General features: G+C 71.9%; 17 protein-coding genes. 5 read left to right on the top strand and 12 right to left on the bottom strand.

Annotated elements, in window-relative coordinates; genetic code table 11:
• The first annotated feature begins 42 nt into the window (after positions 1 to 42).
• Complete coding sequence (locus tag HF526_RS26315; protein ID WP_338051758.1) at positions 43 to 693, top strand: GlxA family transcriptional regulator; 651 nt, start codon at positions 43 to 45, stop codon at positions 691 to 693.
• 13 nt (positions 694 to 706) lie between these two features.
• A complete protein-coding gene (locus HF526_RS26310) occupies positions 707 to 1,345 on the top strand; it encodes a DJ-1/PfpI family protein (protein ID WP_169384262.1) in 639 nt (212 codons plus the stop codon).
• A gap of 34 nt (positions 1,346 to 1,379) precedes the next feature.
• Here HF526_RS26310 and HF526_RS26305 read toward each other — a convergent pair whose 3' ends face one another.
• From HF526_RS26305 to HF526_RS26295, 3 genes are all read right to left on the bottom strand, one after another.
• Entirely contained in the window at positions 1,380 to 2,105 is a 726-nt protein-coding gene (locus tag HF526_RS26305; RefSeq protein WP_169384261.1) for a TrmH family RNA methyltransferase, read from the bottom strand.
• Between the two features lie 154 nt (positions 2,106 to 2,259).
• Positions 2,260 to 4,656, bottom strand: a complete 2,397-nt coding sequence (locus tag HF526_RS26300) for an AAA family ATPase (protein ID WP_169384260.1) — start codon at positions 4,654 to 4,656, stop codon at positions 2,260 to 2,262.
• Positions 4,653 to 5,339 (bottom strand): hypothetical protein, encoded by a 687-nt coding sequence (locus tag HF526_RS26295; protein ID WP_169384259.1) that lies wholly within the window; start codon positions 5,337 to 5,339, stop codon positions 4,653 to 4,655. The genes HF526_RS26300 and HF526_RS26295 overlap by 4 nt, the downstream gene beginning before the upstream one ends.
• A gap of 457 nt (positions 5,340 to 5,796) precedes the next feature.
• On the opposite strand from HF526_RS26295, the gene HF526_RS26290 reads away from it, so the two are divergent.
• Positions 5,797 to 6,354 carry a hypothetical protein gene (locus HF526_RS26290; RefSeq protein ID WP_169384258.1) on the top strand — a complete coding sequence of 186 codons (558 nt, stop codon included), beginning with the start codon at positions 5,797 to 5,799 and terminating at the stop codon, positions 6,352 to 6,354.
• A gap of 10 nt (positions 6,355 to 6,364) precedes the next feature.
• Here the strand turns inward: HF526_RS26290 and pyrE are convergent, their stop codons facing one another.
• The 5 genes from pyrE to HF526_RS26265 all read right to left on the bottom strand — a co-directional run bounded on the left by pyrE (position 6,365) and on the right by HF526_RS26265 (position 12,260).
• Positions 6,365 to 6,934 carry an orotate phosphoribosyltransferase gene (gene pyrE, locus HF526_RS26285; protein WP_169384257.1) on the bottom strand — a complete coding sequence of 190 codons (570 nt, stop codon included), beginning with the start codon at positions 6,932 to 6,934 and terminating at the stop codon, positions 6,365 to 6,367.
• Between the two features lie 34 nt (positions 6,935 to 6,968).
• The gene (locus HF526_RS26280) at positions 6,969 to 7,742 is read right to left on the bottom strand and encodes an SDR family NAD(P)-dependent oxidoreductase (RefSeq protein ID WP_169384256.1); all 774 of its coding nucleotides are present in this window, start codon (positions 7,740 to 7,742) and stop codon (positions 6,969 to 6,971) included.
• 92 nt (positions 7,743 to 7,834) lie between these two features.
• Positions 7,835 to 8,494: a type III secretion system chaperone family protein gene (locus HF526_RS26275; RefSeq protein WP_169384255.1), complete on the bottom strand. Its 660-nt coding sequence runs from the start codon at positions 8,492 to 8,494 to the stop codon at positions 7,835 to 7,837.
• Between the two features lie 210 nt (positions 8,495 to 8,704).
• On the bottom strand, positions 8,705 to 11,323 hold the full coding sequence (clpB, locus tag HF526_RS26270) for an ATP-dependent chaperone ClpB (RefSeq protein ID WP_169384254.1): 2,619 nt from the start codon (positions 11,321 to 11,323) through the stop codon (positions 8,705 to 8,707).
• Between the two features lie 130 nt (positions 11,324 to 11,453).
• The gene (locus HF526_RS26265) at positions 11,454 to 12,260 is read right to left on the bottom strand and encodes a pyridoxamine 5'-phosphate oxidase family protein (protein WP_338051757.1); all 807 of its coding nucleotides are present in this window, start codon (positions 12,258 to 12,260) and stop codon (positions 11,454 to 11,456) included.
• A gap of 258 nt (positions 12,261 to 12,518) precedes the next feature.
• Here HF526_RS26265 and HF526_RS26260 point away from each other — a divergent pair, with 258 nt between their 5' ends.
• Positions 12,519 to 13,688 (top strand): globin domain-containing protein, encoded by a 1,170-nt coding sequence (locus HF526_RS26260; protein ID WP_169384252.1) that lies wholly within the window; start codon positions 12,519 to 12,521, stop codon positions 13,686 to 13,688.
• Positions 13,589 to 14,065, top strand: a complete 477-nt coding sequence (locus HF526_RS26255; protein ID WP_338051765.1) for an isochorismatase family protein — start codon at positions 13,589 to 13,591, stop codon at positions 14,063 to 14,065. Before HF526_RS26260 ends, HF526_RS26255 begins: the two co-directional genes overlap by 100 nt.
• Before the next feature lie 193 nt (positions 14,066 to 14,258).
• Here the strand turns inward: HF526_RS26255 and HF526_RS26250 are convergent, their stop codons facing one another.
• The 4 genes from HF526_RS26250 to dnaK are packed head-to-tail and all read right to left on the bottom strand — an operon-like array spanning position 14,259 to position 18,554.
• Complete coding sequence (locus tag HF526_RS26250; protein ID WP_275404201.1) at positions 14,259 to 14,729, bottom strand: heat shock protein transcriptional repressor HspR; 471 nt, start codon at positions 14,727 to 14,729, stop codon at positions 14,259 to 14,261.
• An 8-nt stretch (positions 14,730 to 14,737) separates the two neighbouring features.
• Complete coding sequence (gene dnaJ, locus HF526_RS26245; protein WP_169384250.1) at positions 14,738 to 15,949, bottom strand: molecular chaperone DnaJ; 1,212 nt, start codon at positions 15,947 to 15,949, stop codon at positions 14,738 to 14,740.
• Between the two features lie 29 nt (positions 15,950 to 15,978).
• The gene (gene grpE / locus HF526_RS26240; protein WP_169384249.1) at positions 15,979 to 16,689 is read right to left on the bottom strand and encodes a nucleotide exchange factor GrpE; all 711 of its coding nucleotides are present in this window, start codon (positions 16,687 to 16,689) and stop codon (positions 15,979 to 15,981) included.
• Positions 16,686 to 18,554 (bottom strand): molecular chaperone DnaK, encoded by a 1,869-nt coding sequence (gene dnaK, locus HF526_RS26235; protein WP_169384248.1) that lies wholly within the window; start codon positions 18,552 to 18,554, stop codon positions 16,686 to 16,688. The genes grpE and dnaK overlap by 4 nt, the downstream gene beginning before the upstream one ends.
• Between the last annotated feature and the right edge of the window lie 200 nt (positions 18,555 to 18,754).

Here is an 18,754-nt window from a genome sequence, read left to right as displayed (position 1 = left end):
CGTCGACTGGATCCGGGCCGCGGCGGCCCGGCGGACCGGGTGGTGTCGGTGTGCACCGGGGCGTTCCTGCTCGCCGCCGCGGGATTGCTGGACGGGCACCCCGCCACCACGCACTGGCGCTTCGCCACCCGGCTGGCCGAGGCCCACCCCGGCATCGACGTCCGGCCCGATCCCATCTTCATCCGCTCCGGGCGGATCTGGACCCCGGCCGGGGTGACCGCCGGGATGGACCTCGCGCTCGCGCTTGTGGAGGCCGACCACGGCGCCGAGACGGCCCAGCAGATCGCGCGCGACCTGGTCAGGTTCGTCCGCCGCGCCGGCGGGCAGGGCCAGTTCGCGAGCCCGGTCTGGTCGCCGCCTGCACCGCGGCCGTCGGTGCGCGCGGCGCAGGACCTGACCCACAGCGAACCGGCCGCCGACCTGCGGATCCCGGTGCTGGCCGCGCGGGTCGGGATGAGCACGCGGCACTTCAGCCGCGAGTTCACCCGGCTGGTCGGGACGCCGCCCGGGGACTACGTCGAACGCGTCCGCGTCGAGGCCGCGCGGGAGCTGCTGGAGTCCACTGCGGTCACCGTGAGCGCCGCGGCGACCCGGTCCGGGTTCGGCTCCGCGGAGACCATGCGCCGGGCGTTCCTGCGCCGGCTCGGCGTCGCCCCCGACCACTACCGGCGGCGCTTCGCCGCAGGCTCCTAGAGAGGACACCACCGTGCAGGTCGCCATCCCGCTGTTCCCCCGGCTCACCGCGCTCGACGCCATCGGGCCCTACGAGGTGCTGCAACGCATCCCGGAGATCGACGTGACCTTCGTCGGTGCGCAGCGCGGCGAGGTCCGCACCGAGAACGGACTCCTCGGGCTCACCGCCGACGCGGCGTTCGACGAACTCCCGGCGCCCGACGTGATCGTCGTGCCAGGCGGGATCGGCACCCGGGCCTTCACGAACGGCGGCGCCGTCGTCGACTGGGTGAAGGCGGCGCACCCGAGCACCCGGTTCACCACCTCGGTGTGCACCGGGTCGCTCGTGCTCGGCGCGGCCGGGCTGCTCGACGGCCTCACCGCGACGACGCACTGGGGCGCCGTCGGCCTGCTGGCCCGCACCGGCGCGAAGCCGGTCGAGCAGCGCGTCGTCGAACATCTCGAGGAGCGCATCATCACCGCGGCCGGCGTCTCCTCCGGCATCGACATGGCGATCCGGCTCGTCGAACTGCTGGTCGACGACCTCGCAGCGCAGGCCGCCCAGGTGTTCATCGAGTACGACCCGCAACCCCCGTTCGACGCGGGTCACCCGTGCAAGGTCACACCCGAGGTGATGGCGCGACTCGCGGAATACCGCAGCGCGCGGTCCTGACCGGGGCGGCCCCACGGCCCTGTGACGCCGGTGCTCACCAGGCGGTGGCGAGGTCGGCGTGCCGGCGGATCCACGCGTGCATCGCGATGCCCGCCGCGACGCCCGCGTTGATCGAGCGGGTGGAGCCGAACTGGGCGATGGACACCGTCACGTCGGCGGCCGCGCGGGCCTCGTCGGTCAGGCCGGGGCCCTCCTGGCCGAACAGCAGCACGCAGTCCCGGGGCAGCTCGGCGGTCTCCAGCGGAACAGCGCCGGGCGTGTTGTCCACGGCCACGACGGCCAGACCGCGCGCGGCGGCGAACCCGGCCAGCGCGGCGACGTCGGCGTGGTGGTGCACCTGCTGGTAACGGTCGGTGACCATCGCGCCGCGGCGGTTCCACCGGCGTCGCCCGACGATGTGCACCGCGGCCGCGGCGAACGCGTTCGCGGTGCGCACGACGGTACCGATGTTGTGGTCGTGGCCGAAGTTCTCGATCGCCACGTGGAAGGCGTGCGCGCGGGTGGCCAGATCCGCGGCCACGGCGTCGCGTCGCCAGTAGCGGTAGTGGTCGACGACGTTGCGGCGGTCGCCGTGCTCGAGGAGTTCCGGGTCGTAGCGGACGTCGCGCGGCCAGGCCGCCCGCCCACCGGGCCACGGGCCGACGCCGACCTGGCCCGCGATGGTCCACTCGGTCGGCCCGGCGGGCTCCGGGTCGGCGGAACCGGGGGCGGGATCCGGGCGCTGCGGGGCCTGCGGGTCGGCCGTACGCGAGTCGGTCATGTCCCGATGATGCCGGGCGGGCCGGACCCGACCCGCTCACGGCGTGCGCCTCCCGGCGCGTCCGGTGACCCGGATCCGCCGACTCGCGCGCCCGCACCTGCCGACTCGCGCACCCGAAAAGGGCGACTCGCGCGCCAGAAAGCGGCGACTCGCGCTACTGGGGGTGGGGGGTTGCGGCGGCGGTGGTGTTCTCCTCCGGATGCGTCATCACCGGCAGCGTCAGCTGCACCGCCGTGTGCCGGTGGTGCGCCCCGGCCGCCGCCGCGTGGTACTCCTCCAGCCGCGCCGCGAACTCGGGATCGGCGTAGATCCGGCCGTCGACGGTCGGGCCCTCGGTACCGCCCAGCACCGCCTCGACATCCTCCCCGGAGAGCGTCTTGTGCGTCTCCAGCGCGTGCGCGATCGCCAGCACCGCCGAGCGGTTGTCCCGCAGGATGGCCTCGGCCCGCCCCAGGAGCTCGGAGAGCTGGTCCTCGATCCGGTCGGCCAGCGCCCGGCGCAGCATCGCCTCGGGGGTCTCGGTCTGCTTGCCGCTCGCACCGCGCCCGCCCGGACTGCCCACCTCGAGCCGGCGCGCCGTCGAGTACGACGACACCGTGGAACCCATCCCCCAGAAGCCCTCCATGAACGAGGCCAGCGTCGTCGCGGACTCCAGGTCGCCGGACACGCCCGAGGACGAGTCCCCGTCGAAGAACATCCGTTCCCCGGCCAGTGACGCGAGCGAGACGAGGATGTCCGCCTCGTACTCCGAGCGCCACCGGGTGAACTGGTCCTCCGGCGGGATGCTGGCGACCATGCCGAGGTAGTCGCTGCCCTTCTCGATCGTGGCGAGGTCGATCTCCATGTGCTCGCGCACCCGGAACGCGACGACGGCGTGGCAGCCCTCGTGCACGGCGACGGCGTGCCGCTCCCGCTCGATGTACTCGACGTCCTCGGGTGGACCGAGATCCTTGAGCTGCTTGGCCCGGATCACGTCGCGCCAGGTGATGACGTCGCGACCGTCCCGGATGGCGATGATCAGTGCCTCGTTGACCAGGTCCTTGATCGTCGCTCCGGTCGCATAGGGGGTGATGGTGGCGAGCTTGTCGATCTGCTCGGCGGTGATCTCGTGCGGCACCTTGGCGAAGTAGCCCTCGTAGGTGCGGATCCGGCCGGCTTTGCTCGGGTAGCCGACCTTGTAGATCCGGTCGATGCGGCCCGGCCGCAGCAACGCCTCGTCGAGCGCCTCGGGCATGTTGGTCGCCATCATCACGAGGATCCGGTACTGCGGCGGCGGCTTGGGCCGCATGCCCAGGACCCGCCGCCCCCACCGGTTGAGGAATCCGCGCGGCTTCTTCAGCCCGGACAGCTCGGTCAGCAGCGCCTGCAGCGTGCCCATCCCGCCGCCGCCACCGCCGTTCAACCCGCCCATGACGAAACGGCTGCGCCGTCCGGTGGGCTCCTCCGACGGTGCTGCCGGCGCCATCGCCTCCCGCGCCAGCAGCAACCGGGTGTCCTCTGACAGGTAGGAGAAGCCGTGACAGCCGGCGGCCCGGAAGGCGGCGGGCCCCATCCCGCGCGGCCCGCCCGGACCGGGCTGGGCGAGCGAACCGCGATTGCCCAGCGCGTCGGCCTCGTCGAAGAACACGATCACGCCGCCGTAGCGCAGGGCGAGCTTGCGCAGCTTCCGGAACAGCGACTTGACCTTGAGGATCCCGACGCCCATGAACATGTTGATGAAGGCACCGGGGTCGACGAACACGTACGGCCGGCCCGTCTCGCCGGCGACCGCCTCGGCCATCAGCGTCTTCCCGGTCCCCGGTGGCCCCCACAGCAGGATGCCGCCGGGTACGTACCCGCCCTTGCGCTCGATCTCCTCGGGTCGCTCCAGGAAGAGGATGTTCTCCCTGATCCGTTCCAGCACGTGGTCCTGGCCCCAGACGTCGTGGAACCGGGTCTTGATGTCGTCGGGGTAGTAGGTGTCGACCCCGCCGCGTGACAGCAGCCAGAACAGGCCGATGAACTGGAACGCGATGAAGAAGAACGCGAACGCCAACTGCAGGATGAGCGGCATCGCCGACCACAGCAGGGCCGGCGCCTGGAACAGCGCGAGCGCCGGGGAGGTCTGCAGGATCTGCGCTGCGACCAGCGCGGACAACACGATCAGCGCGATGATCTTGAGCAGCCGTCCGAACCGGAACCGGGTCCAGTCGGAGAACCGCCGGTGCAGCATGCGTTCGGTACCGCCGAAGACGCGTTCACTCCAGAAGCGGTCGTAGGCCGTCCAGCGTTCACAGACGAAAAAATGCACCTGGCGCAGCAGTTCGAGGCCGGCGAGCCACAACAACCACTGTGTCTGGGCGGCCTGGATACGAACCGAGTCGACGAACGGCAGCAACGGGTTGTCGGCCATCGCGGCCCAGACCACGACCAGGAACGCCACCACGAAGAGCAGCAGCAGCCGGCTGCGGTCCCACAGCGTCATGTTCTTGCGCGTGCGCCGCGGGGACAGATCCGGCTCCGGTATGGACGGGATCGCGTCACCGTTCAGGACGTCGGTCGGGTCGCTCATGGGGTCTCCCGGACGGTGAATGAGGCCATCACGGTCTGGATCTCCTTCTGCCGCTGCTGGTAGCACTCGGTCGAGCAGCGCGCGAACGCCAGATAGAGCCTGCTGGCGTCGTCGTTCAGGTAGCCGGTCTGATCGATGACCTGCAGCGGTCCGCCGTTGATGCGGTAGCGGAAGATGGAGTGCACCCCACGCAGTCCGTGGCCCGGGGTGAGCACCTCGTCGTCGAGCAACGCGAAGTCGGTGAAGGTGGACGCCGAGCTGAGGACGCTCTGCTGACGGCCGGTCGGTGAGACCGGGTAGACCATGTCGCGCAGCCGGTCCAGTGAGAGCTGGCCGCGGGCGGCGACCGGGACGTCCTGCACACTGACGAAGACGGCGGGCGCGGTCGCGTCCACCCCGAACAGGTGCGTCGGAGACGGCGTGGCGTCGGCGTCGTACGCGACCATCCACAGCCCCTGTTGACCGCCCGCCGGGTCGACCCCGACGGTGTCGGCCAGTTGCCGCGGGTCGATCGGCCGCCAACTGTTCGGGATCTTCATGTAGGTGTGGTCGGCGGAGTTCGTGACGTAGGTGAATCCGAGCGCCCCGCAGCCGGCGAGCCCGAGCACGACGACCAGCACGAGGGCCGGACAGGACAGCACGAACATTCTTCGCAGAACGCCCTGACCTGTGCGGACAGCCATCCGCCCTCCCCGCCGTGACCCATCCGTGACCTAGGAGTATGCGCCTCGAGAACGCCCGGGGACTGCACCGATCAGGTTGCGAGTCAGTTTCGTCCCGTCCCTGTTCGGCCCTGTGGCCGCAGCCCGCTACCCCGATCGCCACAGAAGGCCGGATCCACTGGGTCGCCGGGAGTACGGCGTGCGTACCGTCGGCGTCGGCGAGCGGTCGATCCCGCCGCTGCGCATCCCGGCCGACCACCGTTCCTGAAGGCGTTACACAGCGAACAGCGCAATTTCCCTGGCGTTCGGAGCAATCTCGCACCGCTCGCCGACGGCCGGCCCCGGCGTGAGCGACGACGAGCGGCCGACCTCTCAGCTTTCGGTCCGGACGGCGCGGCGTTGCCTACGGTCCTCCGCTATGACGCGGAGGACGCGGTGGTCCGGCCCCCTCGAGCGATCACGTCCAGAAAGGCCTCCGGTGTTGCGCCGCATCCCCCGATCCATCCGCTGGGCCGTGCTGGTCGCGATCATCGGCGTCGTGGCCTCGGTGTTCCCGTCGTGGGTGACCGGGCCCCCGGCCGCCGTCTTCGCGGACGCGGCGCTGCGGGCCGGGCCCGCTCCGACCGGCCCGGCGAGCGGCCGGCCACCGATCGCGGTCCGGCAGACCCGGCTCGGGGACATACCCTCCGGCCAGCAGATGCAACTGCAGGACTGGATGGAGGAGATCTCCGCCCAGACCGGGCCGGTCGACTTCTCCGCGGTCGCCCAGCCCCGGCTCAGCCTCCCTCCGCCGCCGACCGGGGACGGCGGGGTCGGGAACCTGACCGTGCGGGGGATCGTCGTCCTGGGGCTCCTCGGGACCGTCATCGGTCTCGCCCGGATGGTGCGTGACCGTCGCCGTACACCGACGCCGCCCCCGGTCGTGGTACCCGCGCCCCGGCGCGCACCCGACCAGGATCCTCGGCCCGCGACCGTACGGCCCGAACTGCCGGTGACCGGGGTGACCGGCCCGCCGCCCTCCCCGCAGCGGCGCTGACCGCCGCGACTCAGAGACCGAGGTCGGCGAGCCCGAGCAGCGCGCGGTACGGCGCCCCCTCGGCCTCGATGGCCTCCTGGGCCCCGGTGGCGCGGTCGACGACGGTCACCACGCCGACCACGGTCGCCCCGGCTTCGCGGACGGCGCGCAGCGCGGTCAGCACGGACCCGCCGGTGGTCGAGGTGTCCTCGACGACGAGCACCCGGCGGCCGGTGACGTCCGGTCCCTCGATCAGCCGTTGCATGCCGTGCTGCTTGGTCGCCTTGCGCACGACGAACGCGTCGAGCGGCGGGGCGTCGGGCGTCACGGCCCGTTCGGCGGCCGCGGCGTGCAGCATCGCGTCGGCGACCGGGTCCGCCCCGAGCGTCAGCCCGCCGACCGCCTCGTAGTCCCAGTCCGCGGTGAGCACCCGCAGCAGCCGCCCGATCAGCGGCGCCGCCTCGTGCTGCAGGGTGACCCGGCGCAGGTCGACGTAGTAGTCGGCCTCGGCCCCGGAGGAGAGCGTGACCCGCTCGTGGATCACCCCCAGCTCCCGGACCAGCGCGGCGAGCCGTTCGCGGTCGGCGTCGTCGACGCTCATGCTCTTCTCCTTCTCGATGGCGGGCGGTCCTCGCTCATGTGCGGTCCCGGTCGAACCGGGCGGTGAGTCGCCGCAGCAGCGTCCGCGGCAGCAGATCGACCACGCCCACGATGGCCTTGTACTGCGGGCTCGGCACCGACACCACCCGGCCGCGGGCGAGATCGGCCAGACACTCGTCGACGACGCGGTCGGCGTCCAACCAGAGCGGACCCTTCCGCTCGCCGACGTCGATGCCCGCGCGGGAGTGGAACTCGGTGCGGACGAAGCCGGGGCACAGCGCCAGCGCCCGCACCCCGGTACCCACCAGCGACGCCGCGACACCCTCGGTGAAGGACGTGACCCACGCCTTGTCGGCGCTGTAGGTCGAGCCGCGACCGGCAAGGAAGCCCGCCACGCTGGACACGTTGACCACCGCGCCCCGGCCGCGGTCCACCATCCCGGGCAGCGCGGCACGGGTCAGCCGCAGCACGCTGGTGACGTTGACGTCCAGCTGGCGTTGCAGGGCGTCCGGGTCGGCCTCGAGGAACCCGGCGCTCAGGGCGAAGCCGGCGTTGTTGATCAGCAGCTCGATCGGGGCGAGGTCGGCGTCGGTGAGCCGCGCGGCCACCCGCTCCCGACCGGCCCGGTCGGCGAGATCGGCCGGCAACACCTCGACGGCGCTTCCGCGCCCACGCAGCCGGGCCGCGCTCTCCTCGAGCCGTCCGACGTCGCGGGCGACCAGGACCAGGTCGTGGCCGTCGGCAGCGAGCCGGGCCGCGAACGCGGCGCCGATGCCGGCAGTGGCTCCGGTGATCAGGGCGGTGGGCACGTCCGGGACACTAGCGAGTGCCGGGTGCGGTGATCTCCGCCCGCCCGGCGGGCGGGTGCCGGCGGCGGCCGCGGGGTCGTCGCCGGCCTGGCTCAGCGGCCCAACCGGTGCCGCGCGCTCTGGCCCTGCTCCAGCGCGGCGGCCACCTCGGCCATGTCGGCGAGCAGGTCCTGCAGTCGCTCCGGGCTCGAGTCGAGCGGGGCGGCGGCCAGCACCCAGGAGTCCTCGGCCCACAGCAGCTCGACGTCACCGCCGATGGCGTCGCCGGCGTCGGCCAGCCGGTCGGTCAGCAGCGGCTTGACCGCGTCGGCGTCGGAGACGAAGGCGTAGCGCTCCCCGACCGGTTCGAGCAGGTCGAGGCCGGCGTCGTCGGGGAGCGGGGCGGAGGGCAGCCGCAGCTCCACCGCAGCCGGTAGCTGGGTCTGCACCTGCACCGCGGCCAGCACCGAGCTGACCCGACCGGCCTGCTCGTGGTCGAAGACGTACGCCTGGCGCGGGCCGTCGGGCGTGGGGACCGTGCCGCTGACCAGGTTCCGGGCCACGCCGGGGCCGCCCTGGTGGATCGTTCCGTAGCGCCAGCGGCTGGGCAGAACCGGGTCGCTGTCCAGGTACTCCCATTCGCGCAGTGCGGCCCAACGCCTGCGATCGCGGGGCCCACCGCTGCCGCGCGCCCGGTCGGCCAGCAACAGGCCGGCACCGAGCAGCAGCGCGATCACGGCGATGACGAACCACACCGACGACGGGATGCCCACCTCGCGGAGCCTAGACCCGAGATCACAAGACGTGCGGTAACGCCACGATCACCCCTGTGCGCCTACCGGGTGATCATCCCGCGAGTCGGCACTTCAAGGAGGGTGAGTCGGCATATTCGGGGTTCGTGGGGAGGCGCGTGTTACGACGGAGAAGGGCGAGCCGACACCCGAAAGTGCCGACTCGCCCTCCCGAGAGTGCCGACTCGCGGGTTACTGGGCGCCTACGGGCAGGCCCGGGCCCACGATCAGGCCTCCGGTGCCGCCCTCGGCCGACGGGTCGAGGTCGACCCGCACGGTGTCGCCCTCGCGGACCGACCCCGACAGCAACTCCTTGGCCAACTGGTCACCGATCGCCGACTGCACGAGCCGGCGCAGCGGTCGCGCCCCGTACACCGGGTCGAAGCCGTTCATGGCCAGCCACTCCCGGGCCGCGTCGGAGACGTCCAACGTGAGCCGGCGCCGGGCCAGCCGCCGTCCGAGTACACCGAGCTGGATGTCGACGATGTGCGTGAGCTCCTCAGTGGACAGCGCGTGGAAGACCACGACGTCGTCGAGCCGGTTGAGGAACTCCGGCTTGAAGTGCCGCTGCACGATCGCCATCACCGCGTCCTTGCGGGCCCGCTCGTCCATCGACGGATCGGCGATGGCCTGCGAGCCGAGGTTCGAGGTCAGCACGAGGATCGTGTTCCGGAAGTCGACGGTGCGGCCCTGGCCGTCGGTGAGCCGGCCGTCGTCGAGCACCTGCAACAGCGTGTCGAACACGTCCGGGTGTGCCTTCTCGACCTCGTCGAGCAGCACGACGGTGTACGGGCGGCGCCGGACGGCCTCGGTGAGCTGACCGCCCTGGTCGTAGCCCACGTAGCCGGGCGGGGCACCGACGAGCCGGGCCACGCTGTGCTTCTCGGAGTACTCGCTCATGTCGATGCGGACCATGGCCCGCTCGTCGTCGAACAGGAACTCCGCGAGTGCCTTGGCCAGCTCGGTCTTGCCGACGCCGGTGGGGCCGAGGAACAGGAACGAGCCGGTGGGCCGGTCCTCGTCGGCGATGCCGGCGCGGGCCCGGCGCACGGCGTCCGAGACCGCGCGCACGGCGTCGGCCTGGCCGACGACCCGCTTGCCGAGCTCGTCCTCCATGCGCAGCAGCTTGGCCGTCTCACCCTCGAGCATCCGGCCGGCCGGGATGCCCGTCCAGGCGGAGACCACGTCGGCCACGTCGTCCGGGCCGACCTCCTCCTTGAGCATGACGTCACCGGTCGCCGGCGCCGCGACCGCGGTGAGCTCCTCGAGCTGCTTCTCCAGCCCCGGGATCTTGCCGTAGCGCAGCTCGGCGGCCCGGCCGAGGTCACCGTCGCGCTCGGCGCGTTCGGACTCCCCGCGCAGCGCCTCGAGCTGTTCCTTGAGCTCGCGCACCGACTCGATCGCGCCGCGCTCGTTCTGCCAGCGCGCGGTCAGGGCGGACAGCTCCTCCTTCTTCTCGGCCAGCTCGGCGCGCAGCGCGGCGAGCCGATCGACCGAGGCAGGGTCGGACTCCTTCGCCAGCGCCATCTCCTCGATCTCCAGCCGGCGCACGGCGCGCTCGACGGTGTCGATCTCGACAGGGCGGGAGTCGATCTCCATCCGCAGCCGCGACGCGGCCTCGTCGACCAGGTCGATCGCCTTGTCCGGCAGGAACCGGGCGGTGATGTAGCGGTCGGACAGGGTCGCGGCGGCGACCAGCGCGGCGTCGGTGATCCGGACGCCGTGGTGCACCTCGTAGCGCTCCTTGAGCCCACGCAGGATGCCGACGGTGTCCTCGACGGACGGCTCCCCGACGAGCACCTGCTGGAACCGGCGCTCCAGCGCGGGGTCCTTCTCGATGTGCTGCCGGTACTCGTCCAACGTGGTCGCGCCGACCATGCGCAGCTCGCCGCGGGCGAGCATCGGCTTGATCATGTTGCCGGCGTCCATCGCGCCCTCGCCGGTGGCGCCCGCGCCGACGATCGTGTGCAGCTCGTCGATGAAGGTGATCACCTGGCCGGCGGAGTCGGTGATCTCCTTGAGGACGGCCTTGAGCCGCTCCTCGAACTCGCCGCGGTACTTCGCACCGGCCACCATCGACCCGAGATCCAGTGCGACGACCCGCTTGCCGCGCAACGACTCCGGGACGTCGCCGGCGACGATGCGCTGGGCCAGACCCTCGACGATCGCGGTCTTGCCGACGCCCGGTTCACCGATCAGCACCGGGTTGTTCTTGGTCCGCCGGGACAGCACCTGCACGACGCGGCGGATCTCGGTGTCGCGCCCGATCACCGGGTCGAGCTCGCCGGAGCGGGCCCGCTCGGTCAGGTCGACGCCGTACTTCTCCAGCGCCTGGTAGGTGCCCTCGGGGTCCGGACTGGTCACCCGGGACGAGCCGCGCACCTTGGTGAAGGCCTCGCGCAGCGCGTCGGGGGTGGCCCCGTACCGGCGCAGCAGCTCGGCCACCGGGCCGCCGGTGGACGCGAGCCCGACCAGCAGGTGCTCGGTGGAGACGTACTCGTCACCCATCTCCGTGGCCAACTGCTGGGCGGCGGTGATCGCGGCCAGCGCGTCGCGGGAAAGCTGGGGAGCGCTCACCGTGGACCCGGCGGCCGAGGGCAGCCGGTTGCCCAACTGGGTCAGCTCGGTGCGCACCGCGGCGGCATCGGCGCCCACGGCGGCGAGCAGCGGCGCGGCGATCCCGTCGGCCTGGGCCAACAACGCACCCAGCAGGTGCGTCGGGCCCACATCGGGGTTGCCCGCGAGGGTCGCGGCCTGGACCGCGGCCGAGATTGCCTGCTGCGTCTTCGTGGTGGGGTTGAAGGAGTCCATCCCCCGTCCTCCTGCGTCGTCATGTCGCCGGCCACCATCGTGCCCGGTCACGGGTTCTCATGCGTTACAACGTCAGGAAAGTTGAGTCTGTTCCGCTCAGGTCCGAAATGTTCGCTGCCGGCGATCCCGCTCAGGCCCGCAGGGTCCGCCGGGACCCGGCGGACCCGCGCGGACGCAGGGTGCGGGCCGCCCCGGCGCCGAGGTGGGTCGTACTGGGGAACGGCCGGCGCGGCGCCGCGTAGGTGCGCCGCGGAGGGCCCGGCAGCGCCACCGGCGTGCCCTTGGCGTGGAAGTAGTCCCCGCCCTTGCGCGCCGGATCGTCGGTGCCCCACTCGCGGCGTTGCATCACCCGCTCCATGCGTGGAATGTGCTTGCGGCAGTGGATGTAGGCCTCCTCGACCTCGACCACCACCCAGCGCTCGGCCCGCCGCCCGGGCACCTGGTCGCCGTGCACCTGTGGGTGCTCGGTGCGGAACGTCGCGTCGTCGACGATTCGCGCGGTGCCGTTGACGTGCAGGCCGATGAGATCCTTCACGAAGTCGATCATCAGCAGGCCGAGGTGGGCGTTCTCGCTGATGTTGCCGAGGCTGGCGTGGACGCCGTTACCCCGGTATTCGGGATAGGCGAGCGTCCGGTCGTCGAGCACCCGGATGAACCCGGGAGGCCCGGCGCGTAGCGAGGCGTCACATTCGCCGCGACCGTCGGCGGACGCAACGAACAGCATCTCCATCCGGCCGATGAACTCGACCATGCGCGGAAGCAGCCGATCGCGCATCTGCTCGGCGTAGAACCGATCGGCCCGCTCCTCGGTGCCGTAGGAACGTTGCAGAGCGTGTTCGCCGGCGGAGCCGGGGCCCGTGGGTTCGGTGGGCGCGGCGTCGGGCTCCACAGTGGCCGGGAACGCGGCGACCGTGACCCCACGTGGGCGGCCGGGCACTGGTCGGACGAGGGCAGGGATACGGAGCGGCACGCGCATACCGTGCCATTCGATACCCGGGCGGTCACCCCCAACGCTTTCAGGCGCTAGGCTGAGCCGCTGATGCCGCCCGCGGCATCACCCCGCGTAATCGCCGTCCCCGAACGGATGAACGATGACTGGTGCTCCGCTGCGCGCGTCCAGGGTCGTGGACCCGGACGTCCTGCGGGCTCGGCCGCCGTCCCGACGGAGAACTACCGAGGAGAGTGTCGGCCACCGATGACCGCCGAACAGCTGCTCACCGCCGATCTCCCCCAGGCTCAGAGCCAGAGCGATGCGTCACGGACGGTCGAGATCATCCGCGCCAGCTGGGCCGGGGTGGAGGATCGAACCGACGAACTGGGCCGGTTCTTCTACGCGACGCTGTTCCACTCCGCACCCGAGACGCGTGACCTGTTCCCGGTCAACATGGAGGTGCAGCGCAGCCGCCTGCTCCGGGCCCTCGTGCACGTGGTGCAGATGGTCGACCAGCCCGATGAGCTGGTCCCGTTCCTGCAGCAGCTCGGTCGTGACCACCGGAAGTTCGGCGTGCTCACCGAGCACTACGACGCCGTCGGCAACGCGCTGCTCAGCGCGGTCCGGGCGTTCGCAGGCGACGACTGGACCCCCGAGGTCGCCGAGGCGTGGACCAGCGCCTATGCGCTGTCCGCGCAGGCCATGAGCACCGCCGCCGAGGCCGAGCGCGGCCCGGCGTCATGGATGGGCCGGGTGGTCGACCACCGGCGGGTCGGCTGGGACCTGGCCGTGATCACCATCCAGACCAGCGAGCCGATCCCGTACCGGGCCGGCCAGTACCTGAGCATCGAGACCCCGCAGCGGCCGCGGCTGTGGCGCTACCTCTCGCCGGCCAACGCGCCGCGCCAGGACGGCATCCTCGAGTTCCATGTCCGCGCGGTGACCAACGGCTGGGTGAGCCGCGCGATCGTGGCGCACGCCCGGGTCGGGGACACCTGGCGGATCGGCCCCCCGATGGGCCGGATGGGCGTCGACGAAGAGACCGGGCGGGACCTGCTCATGGTCGCCGGCGGCACCGGGATGGCCCCCATCAAGGCGCTGCTCGACGATCTCACTCAGCGCCGGCAGAAGCCGCGGACCCAGGTCTTCGTCGGCGGCCGCACCTGGGATGACCTCTACGACTTCGGCGCGCTGCGCAAGCTCTCCTACAGCAACCCGTGGCTCGACGTCGTCCCGGTGGTGGAGAAGGACGACGGCGCGTCCGGCGCCGAGCGCGGCACCCTGGCCGACGTCGTCACCCGTTACGGAGCGTGGGCTGACCACGACGTCGTCGTCTGCGGATCGCCGGCGATGATCCGGGCCACGGTGTCGCGGATGCTGGTCGCGGGCACGCCGCTCGACCGCATCCGGTACGACCCGTTCACCATGGACTGAGGGCCGCCGGCCTGCTCCTGGTCGACGTCCGGCGCACCATGCTCGAGGGCGATTTCCCGGTGCCGGAGGCCCCGGCGGTCCGGGCCGCGCTCACCACGCTGCTCGCCGGCGCGCGGCAGGCCGGGTTGCCCGTCGTGCACGTGCAGAACGCCGGTGATCCGGACGCGCCCGGCACCCCTGGCTGGGATCTCGTGCTCCCACCCGCCGACGGTGACATGGTCGTCCCGCAAGACCGAGTCGGACACGTTCGCGTCGAACCCGGCACCGGCCGACGAGCTGCGCACCCGCGGCGTCACCACCTCGCGGTCGCAGGGATGCAGAGCGACTACTGCGTCGCCGGCTCCTGCCGGGCGGCCTGCCCCACGGGTTCGCGGTGACGCCGGTGACCGGTGCGCACGCCACCTGTGGCGCCGGCGAGCCGGCTGCGGCGATCTCGGCCACCGGCGAGCGGGACCTCCCGGGCTCGGGGTCACGCCGACCCCGCCGCGGACATCTGCCTCGGCGCAGCCCCCACCCTGCGATGAGCCGCGGGAAAGACCCGCACGGCGGGGTGAGCCGAGCGACGCAACGCTAGTCGCGGCGGGGCTTGGGCCGCCAGACCACGAGCGCGGAGCGCCGGTCGACCGGCACCAGGTCGCGCCGGTAGGACTGGTGCACCATGGCCGCGGCCTGCTCCGCAGCGGCCTGGGCGGCAGCCAGTTCCTCGGCGAGCTCCTCGATCCGGCCACGCAGCTCGTCGACCATCTGCTCGAGCTCGATGATCCGTTTGATACCGGCCAGGTTCACGCCGTCGACCTGCGACAGCCTCTGCACCTCGCGGAGCAGCGCGATGTCGCGGACCGAGTAGCGGCGACCGCCGCCGGGCGACCGGCCGGGGCTCACCAGCCCCAGCCGGTCGTAGCTGCGCAGTGTCTGAGCGTGCAGCCCGGCCAGCTCGGCCGCCACCGAGATGACGAAGACCGGGCTGTCCGGGTTGGCACCCGGGGGCAGGACGGTCGACTCGTCCATGCCGCGGGGACCACCGGGTGGCTGTGTGCTCATCCCACCGGTCACCTCCCGCCCAGCAGGTCGGCCCGGGGGTCGAAGGACTTCGTCGCCTCGGCGTAGGCCTGCAGGGCCTCCGTCGCGGCGTCGTCCAGCTTCGCCGGCACCGCCACCTCGACGGTGACCAGCAGGTCGCCGGTCTTACCGCTGCGCCGTTGGACGCCACGCCCGCGGACCCGCAGCGTCCGGCCACTGGCCGTGCCCGGCGGGACCTTGAGCGACACCGTCCCGTCCAGCGTCGGGACGGTCAGCGTGGCACCCAGCGCCAGCTCCTGGAAGGTGACCGGGACCTTCAGGGTCAGGTCGTCGGCGTTCTTCACCGACCGGCCGAAGATGCGGTGCGGGGTGACGTGCACCCGCACGTACAGGTCGCCTGCCGGCGCCCCGCCGCGGCCCGGTTCACCCTGGCCGGCCAGCCGGATCTTCTGCCCGTCGTCCACGCCGGCCGGGACGCGCACGGTCAGCGTGCGGGTCCGGCTGGTGACGCCGTCGCCGCCGCATTCCGGGCAGGGGTCGTCGATGATCCGGCCGGTGCCACGGCAGTCGCGGCACGGCTCGGAGAAGGCGAACGCCCCCTGACTGCGGCTGACCAGCCCGACGCCGTTGCACGTCGGGCACGCGCGCGGGGTGCTGCCCGGCCGCGCCCCGGTGCCGCCGCAACGTTCGCAGCGACCGGGGGAGGACAGCCGGATCTGCACCTCGGCGCCGCGCACCGCGTCGACGAAGTCGATCCGCAGCTCGCTCTCGACATCGGCGCCGCGCTGCGGCCGGTTCGCCGTCCCGCGGGTGCCCGTGGCGCCACCGCGGCTACCGAACAACCCGCCGAGCAGGTCGCCCAACCCCCCGGCGCCGGCGCCGCCGGGACCGCCGGCCCCGGACCGGGCGAACAGGTCTCCGAGGTCGAAGCCCTGTCCACCCGCGCCGGCGCCGAAACCACCGGGGAAGCCTCCGGCGCCACCCGCACCGGAGAAGGCACCGCCGGCGAACAGCGCACGGGTCTCGTCGTACTCCCGGCGCTTCTTCTCGTCGGACAGCACGCCGTAGGCCTCGGACACGGACTTGAACCGCGCCTCGGCCTTCGCGTCACCCGGGTTGGCGTCCGGGTGCAGCTCGCGAGCGAGCTTGCGGTAGGCCTTCTTGATCTCGTCCGCGGACGCGCCGGAGGCGACACCCAGCTCGCGGTAGAAGTCCTTCTCGATCCAGTCCCGCTGGGTCACTCCGCCTCCTCTCCCCAGATCGAATCAGTTCAGGCCGGGTCGGTCGGTGCCGCCGGCGGGACGTCGAGGATGTCCGGAGCCTCCGGCGCCGGGCCGGAGCCGGCCTGGTCGACCACCGTGACCATCGCGGGTCGCAGGACCCGGTCGGCCATCCGGTAACCGCGCCGCAGCACCGAGGAGATCACCGTGACCACCGGCCCGGTGACGTCGGCCGTCTCGTGCTGGACCGCCTCGTGCAGCGACGGGTCGAACAGCTCGCCGTCGGCCCCGAAGGGCTCCAGGCCGAGCTTGGTGACCACGTCGACGACCTTGTCGGCGACCGACTTGAACGGTCCGTTCAGGTCGCCGTGCGACTCCGCACGGTCGATGTCGTCGAGCACGGTGAGTAGCTCGGAGACGAACTTGACCTGCGCGCTGACCAGGACGGCCTCCCGGTCACGATCGACCCGGCGGCGGTAGTTGGCGTACTCGGCGGAGAGTCGCTGCAGATCGGCCGTGCGCTCGGCGACCTGCGCCGTGAGTTCGGCGAGCTCCGCGTTCTCCTCCGGAGCCGGGGTGGCCTCCGGAGCGGGCGCTGCCGGGCCGCCCGGGGCGGGCCCGGCCCCGGGTGGGGTCTCGCCACCCGGGGCCCGGACCTCACCGGTCACCGGATCGATCCGGCGCCGGTCACGCACCACGATCCGCTCGCCCTCGCCGCCGACCCCCGCGTCTCCGTTGGGACCGTCGTAGGGGGAAGTCACTTCTTGGCTCCGTCGTTCTTGTCGTCCTCGTCCACGATCTCGGCGTCGACGACGTCGTCGGCCTGCTGGCCCGACGTGCCGGCGTCGGCACCCGCGGCCCCGGCAGCGGCACCCTCGGCACCCGGCTGCTGGTAGAGCGCGGCACCGAGCTTCTGCGACTCGGCGGCGAGCTTCTCCATGGCGGCCTTGATGGCGTCGGTGTCGGTGCCCTTCAGCGCCTCCTGCGCCTCACCGAGGGCGGCGTTCACGCCGTCCTTGACGTCACCGGGGAGCTTCTCGTCGTTCTCCTTGACGAACTTCTCCGTCTGGTAGACGAGCGACTCGGCCTGGTTGCGGACCTCGGCCTCCTCGCGGCGCGTGCGGTCCTCCTCGGCGTGCTGCTCGGCGTCGCGCATCATCCGGTCGATCTCGTCCTTGCCCAGGGCGGATCCGCCGGTGATGGTCATGGCCTGGCTCTTGCCGGTGCCCAGGTCCTTCGCCGACACGTTGACGATGCCGTTGGCGTCGATGTCGAAGGAGACCTCGATCTGCGGAACGCCGCGCGGGGCCGGCGGCAGACCGGTCAGCTCGAACATGCCGAGCTTCTTGTTGTAGGCCGCGATCTCGCGCTCGCCCTGGAACACCTGGATCTGCACGGACGGCTGGTTGTCGTCGGCCGTCGTGAAGATCTCCGACCGCTTGGTCGGGATCGTGGTGTTGCGCTCGATGAGCTTGGTCATCACGCCGCCCTTGGTCTCGATACCCAGGGACAGCGGTGTGACGTCGAGCAGCAGGACGTCCTTGACCTCACCACGCAGCACACCGGCCTGCAGGGCGGCGCCGACGGCGACGACCTCGTCCGGGTTGACGCCCTTGTTGGGCTCCTTGCCGCCGGTCAGCTCCTTGACCAGGTCGGTGACGGCGGGCATGCGGGTGGAGCCACCGACGAGCACCACGTGGTCGATCTGGCCGACCGCGATACCGGCGTCCTTGATCACCTGGTTGAACGGCGCGCGGGTGCGGTCGAGCAGGTCGGAGGTGATCCGCTGGAACTCCGCACGGGACAGCGTCTCGTCCAGGAACAGCGGGTTCTTGTCCGCGTCCACCGTGATGTACGGCAGGTTGATCGTGGCGCTCGACGAGCTGGACAGCTCGATCTTGGCCTTCTCCGCGGCCTCACGCAGCCGCTGCATGGCCATCTTGTCCTTGGTCAGGTCGATGCCCTGCGCGTTCTTGAACTTGTCGACGAGCCAGCTGATGATGCGTTCGTCCCAGTCGTCGCCGCCGAGGTGGTTGTCGCCGTTGGTCGCCTTGACCTCGACGACGCCCTCACCGATCTCCAGCAGCGAGACGTCGAAGGTGCCGCCACCGAGGTCGAAGACCAGGATGGTCTGTTCCTTCTCGCCCTTGTCCAGGCCGTAGGCCAGGGCGGCGGCGGTGGGCTCGTTGACGATGCGCAGCACGTTGAGGCCTGCGATCTGGCCGGCCTCCTTGGTGGCCTGGCGCTGCGCGTCCTCGAAGTAGGCGGGGACGGTGATCACCGCGTCGGTGATCTCCTCACCCAGGTAGGCCTCGGCATCGCGCTTGAGCTTCTGCAGCACACGCGCGCTGATCTCCTGCGCGGCGTACTTCTTGCCGTCGATGTCCGGCGTGCTCCAGCTGGTGCCGATGTGCCGCTTGACCGAGCGGATCGTCCGGTCGACGTTGGTCACGGCCTGGTTCTTCGCCGACTGACCGACGAGGACCTCACCGTTGCGGGCGAACGCCACCACCGACGGGGTGGTGCGCGAACCCTCGGAGTTCGCGATGACCGTCGGCTCGCCACCCTCCAGGACGGCGACGACGGAGTTGGTGGTCCCGAGGTCGATACCGACCGCACGAGCCATGGTGGTTGCCTCCGTGGTTACTGCGATGCTTGTTGAGTTTGCTCGACTCAAGTCTCCACAAGATCCGCCCCGCCCGTCAACTCGGCATTGAGCCGGTCTCGCTCAACTTGTTCGTAACCGACCCAACGCGCCCCACCCCTGCCTTGTTCCCACCCCGCTCAACTTTTCCGCCGACTCGCGGGGTGGGAACAAGGCAGGGG

The organism is Pseudonocardia acidicola, from assembly GCF_012911935.1.
GTDB classification, from domain to species: Bacteria; Actinomycetota; Actinomycetes; order Mycobacteriales; family Pseudonocardiaceae; genus Pseudonocardia; species Pseudonocardia acidicola.
This window is presented reverse-complemented; position numbering and strand designations above follow the sequence as displayed.

Bases quoted from the DNA above. Each gene is read 5' to 3' on its own strand.
- HF526_RS26305 (WP_169384261.1), bottom strand. From the start codon at position 2,105: ATGACCGACTCGCGTACGGCCGACCCGCAGGCCCCGCAGCGCCCGGAT.
- HF526_RS26300 (WP_169384260.1), bottom strand. From the start codon at position 4,656: ATGAGCGACCCGACCGACGTCCTGAACGGTGACGCGATCCCGTCCATA.
- HF526_RS26295 (WP_169384259.1), bottom strand. From the start codon at position 5,339: ATGGCTGTCCGCACAGGTCAGGGCGTTCTGCGAAGAATGTTCGTGCTG.
- pyrE (WP_169384257.1), bottom strand. From the start codon at position 6,934: ATGAGCGTCGACGACGCCGACCGCGAACGGCTCGCCGCGCTGGTCCGG.
- clpB (WP_169384254.1), bottom strand. From the start codon at position 11,323: ATGGACTCCTTCAACCCCACCACGAAGACGCAGCAGGCAATCTCGGCC.
- HF526_RS26260 (WP_169384252.1), top strand. From the start codon at position 12,519: ATGACCGCCGAACAGCTGCTCACCGCCGATCTCCCCCAGGCTCAGAGC.
- HF526_RS26250 (WP_275404201.1), bottom strand. From the start codon at position 14,729: ATGAGCACACAGCCACCCGGTGGTCCCCGCGGCATGGACGAGTCGACC.
- dnaK (WP_169384248.1), bottom strand. From the start codon at position 18,554: ATGGCTCGTGCGGTCGGTATCGACCTCGGGACCACCAACTCCGTCGTC.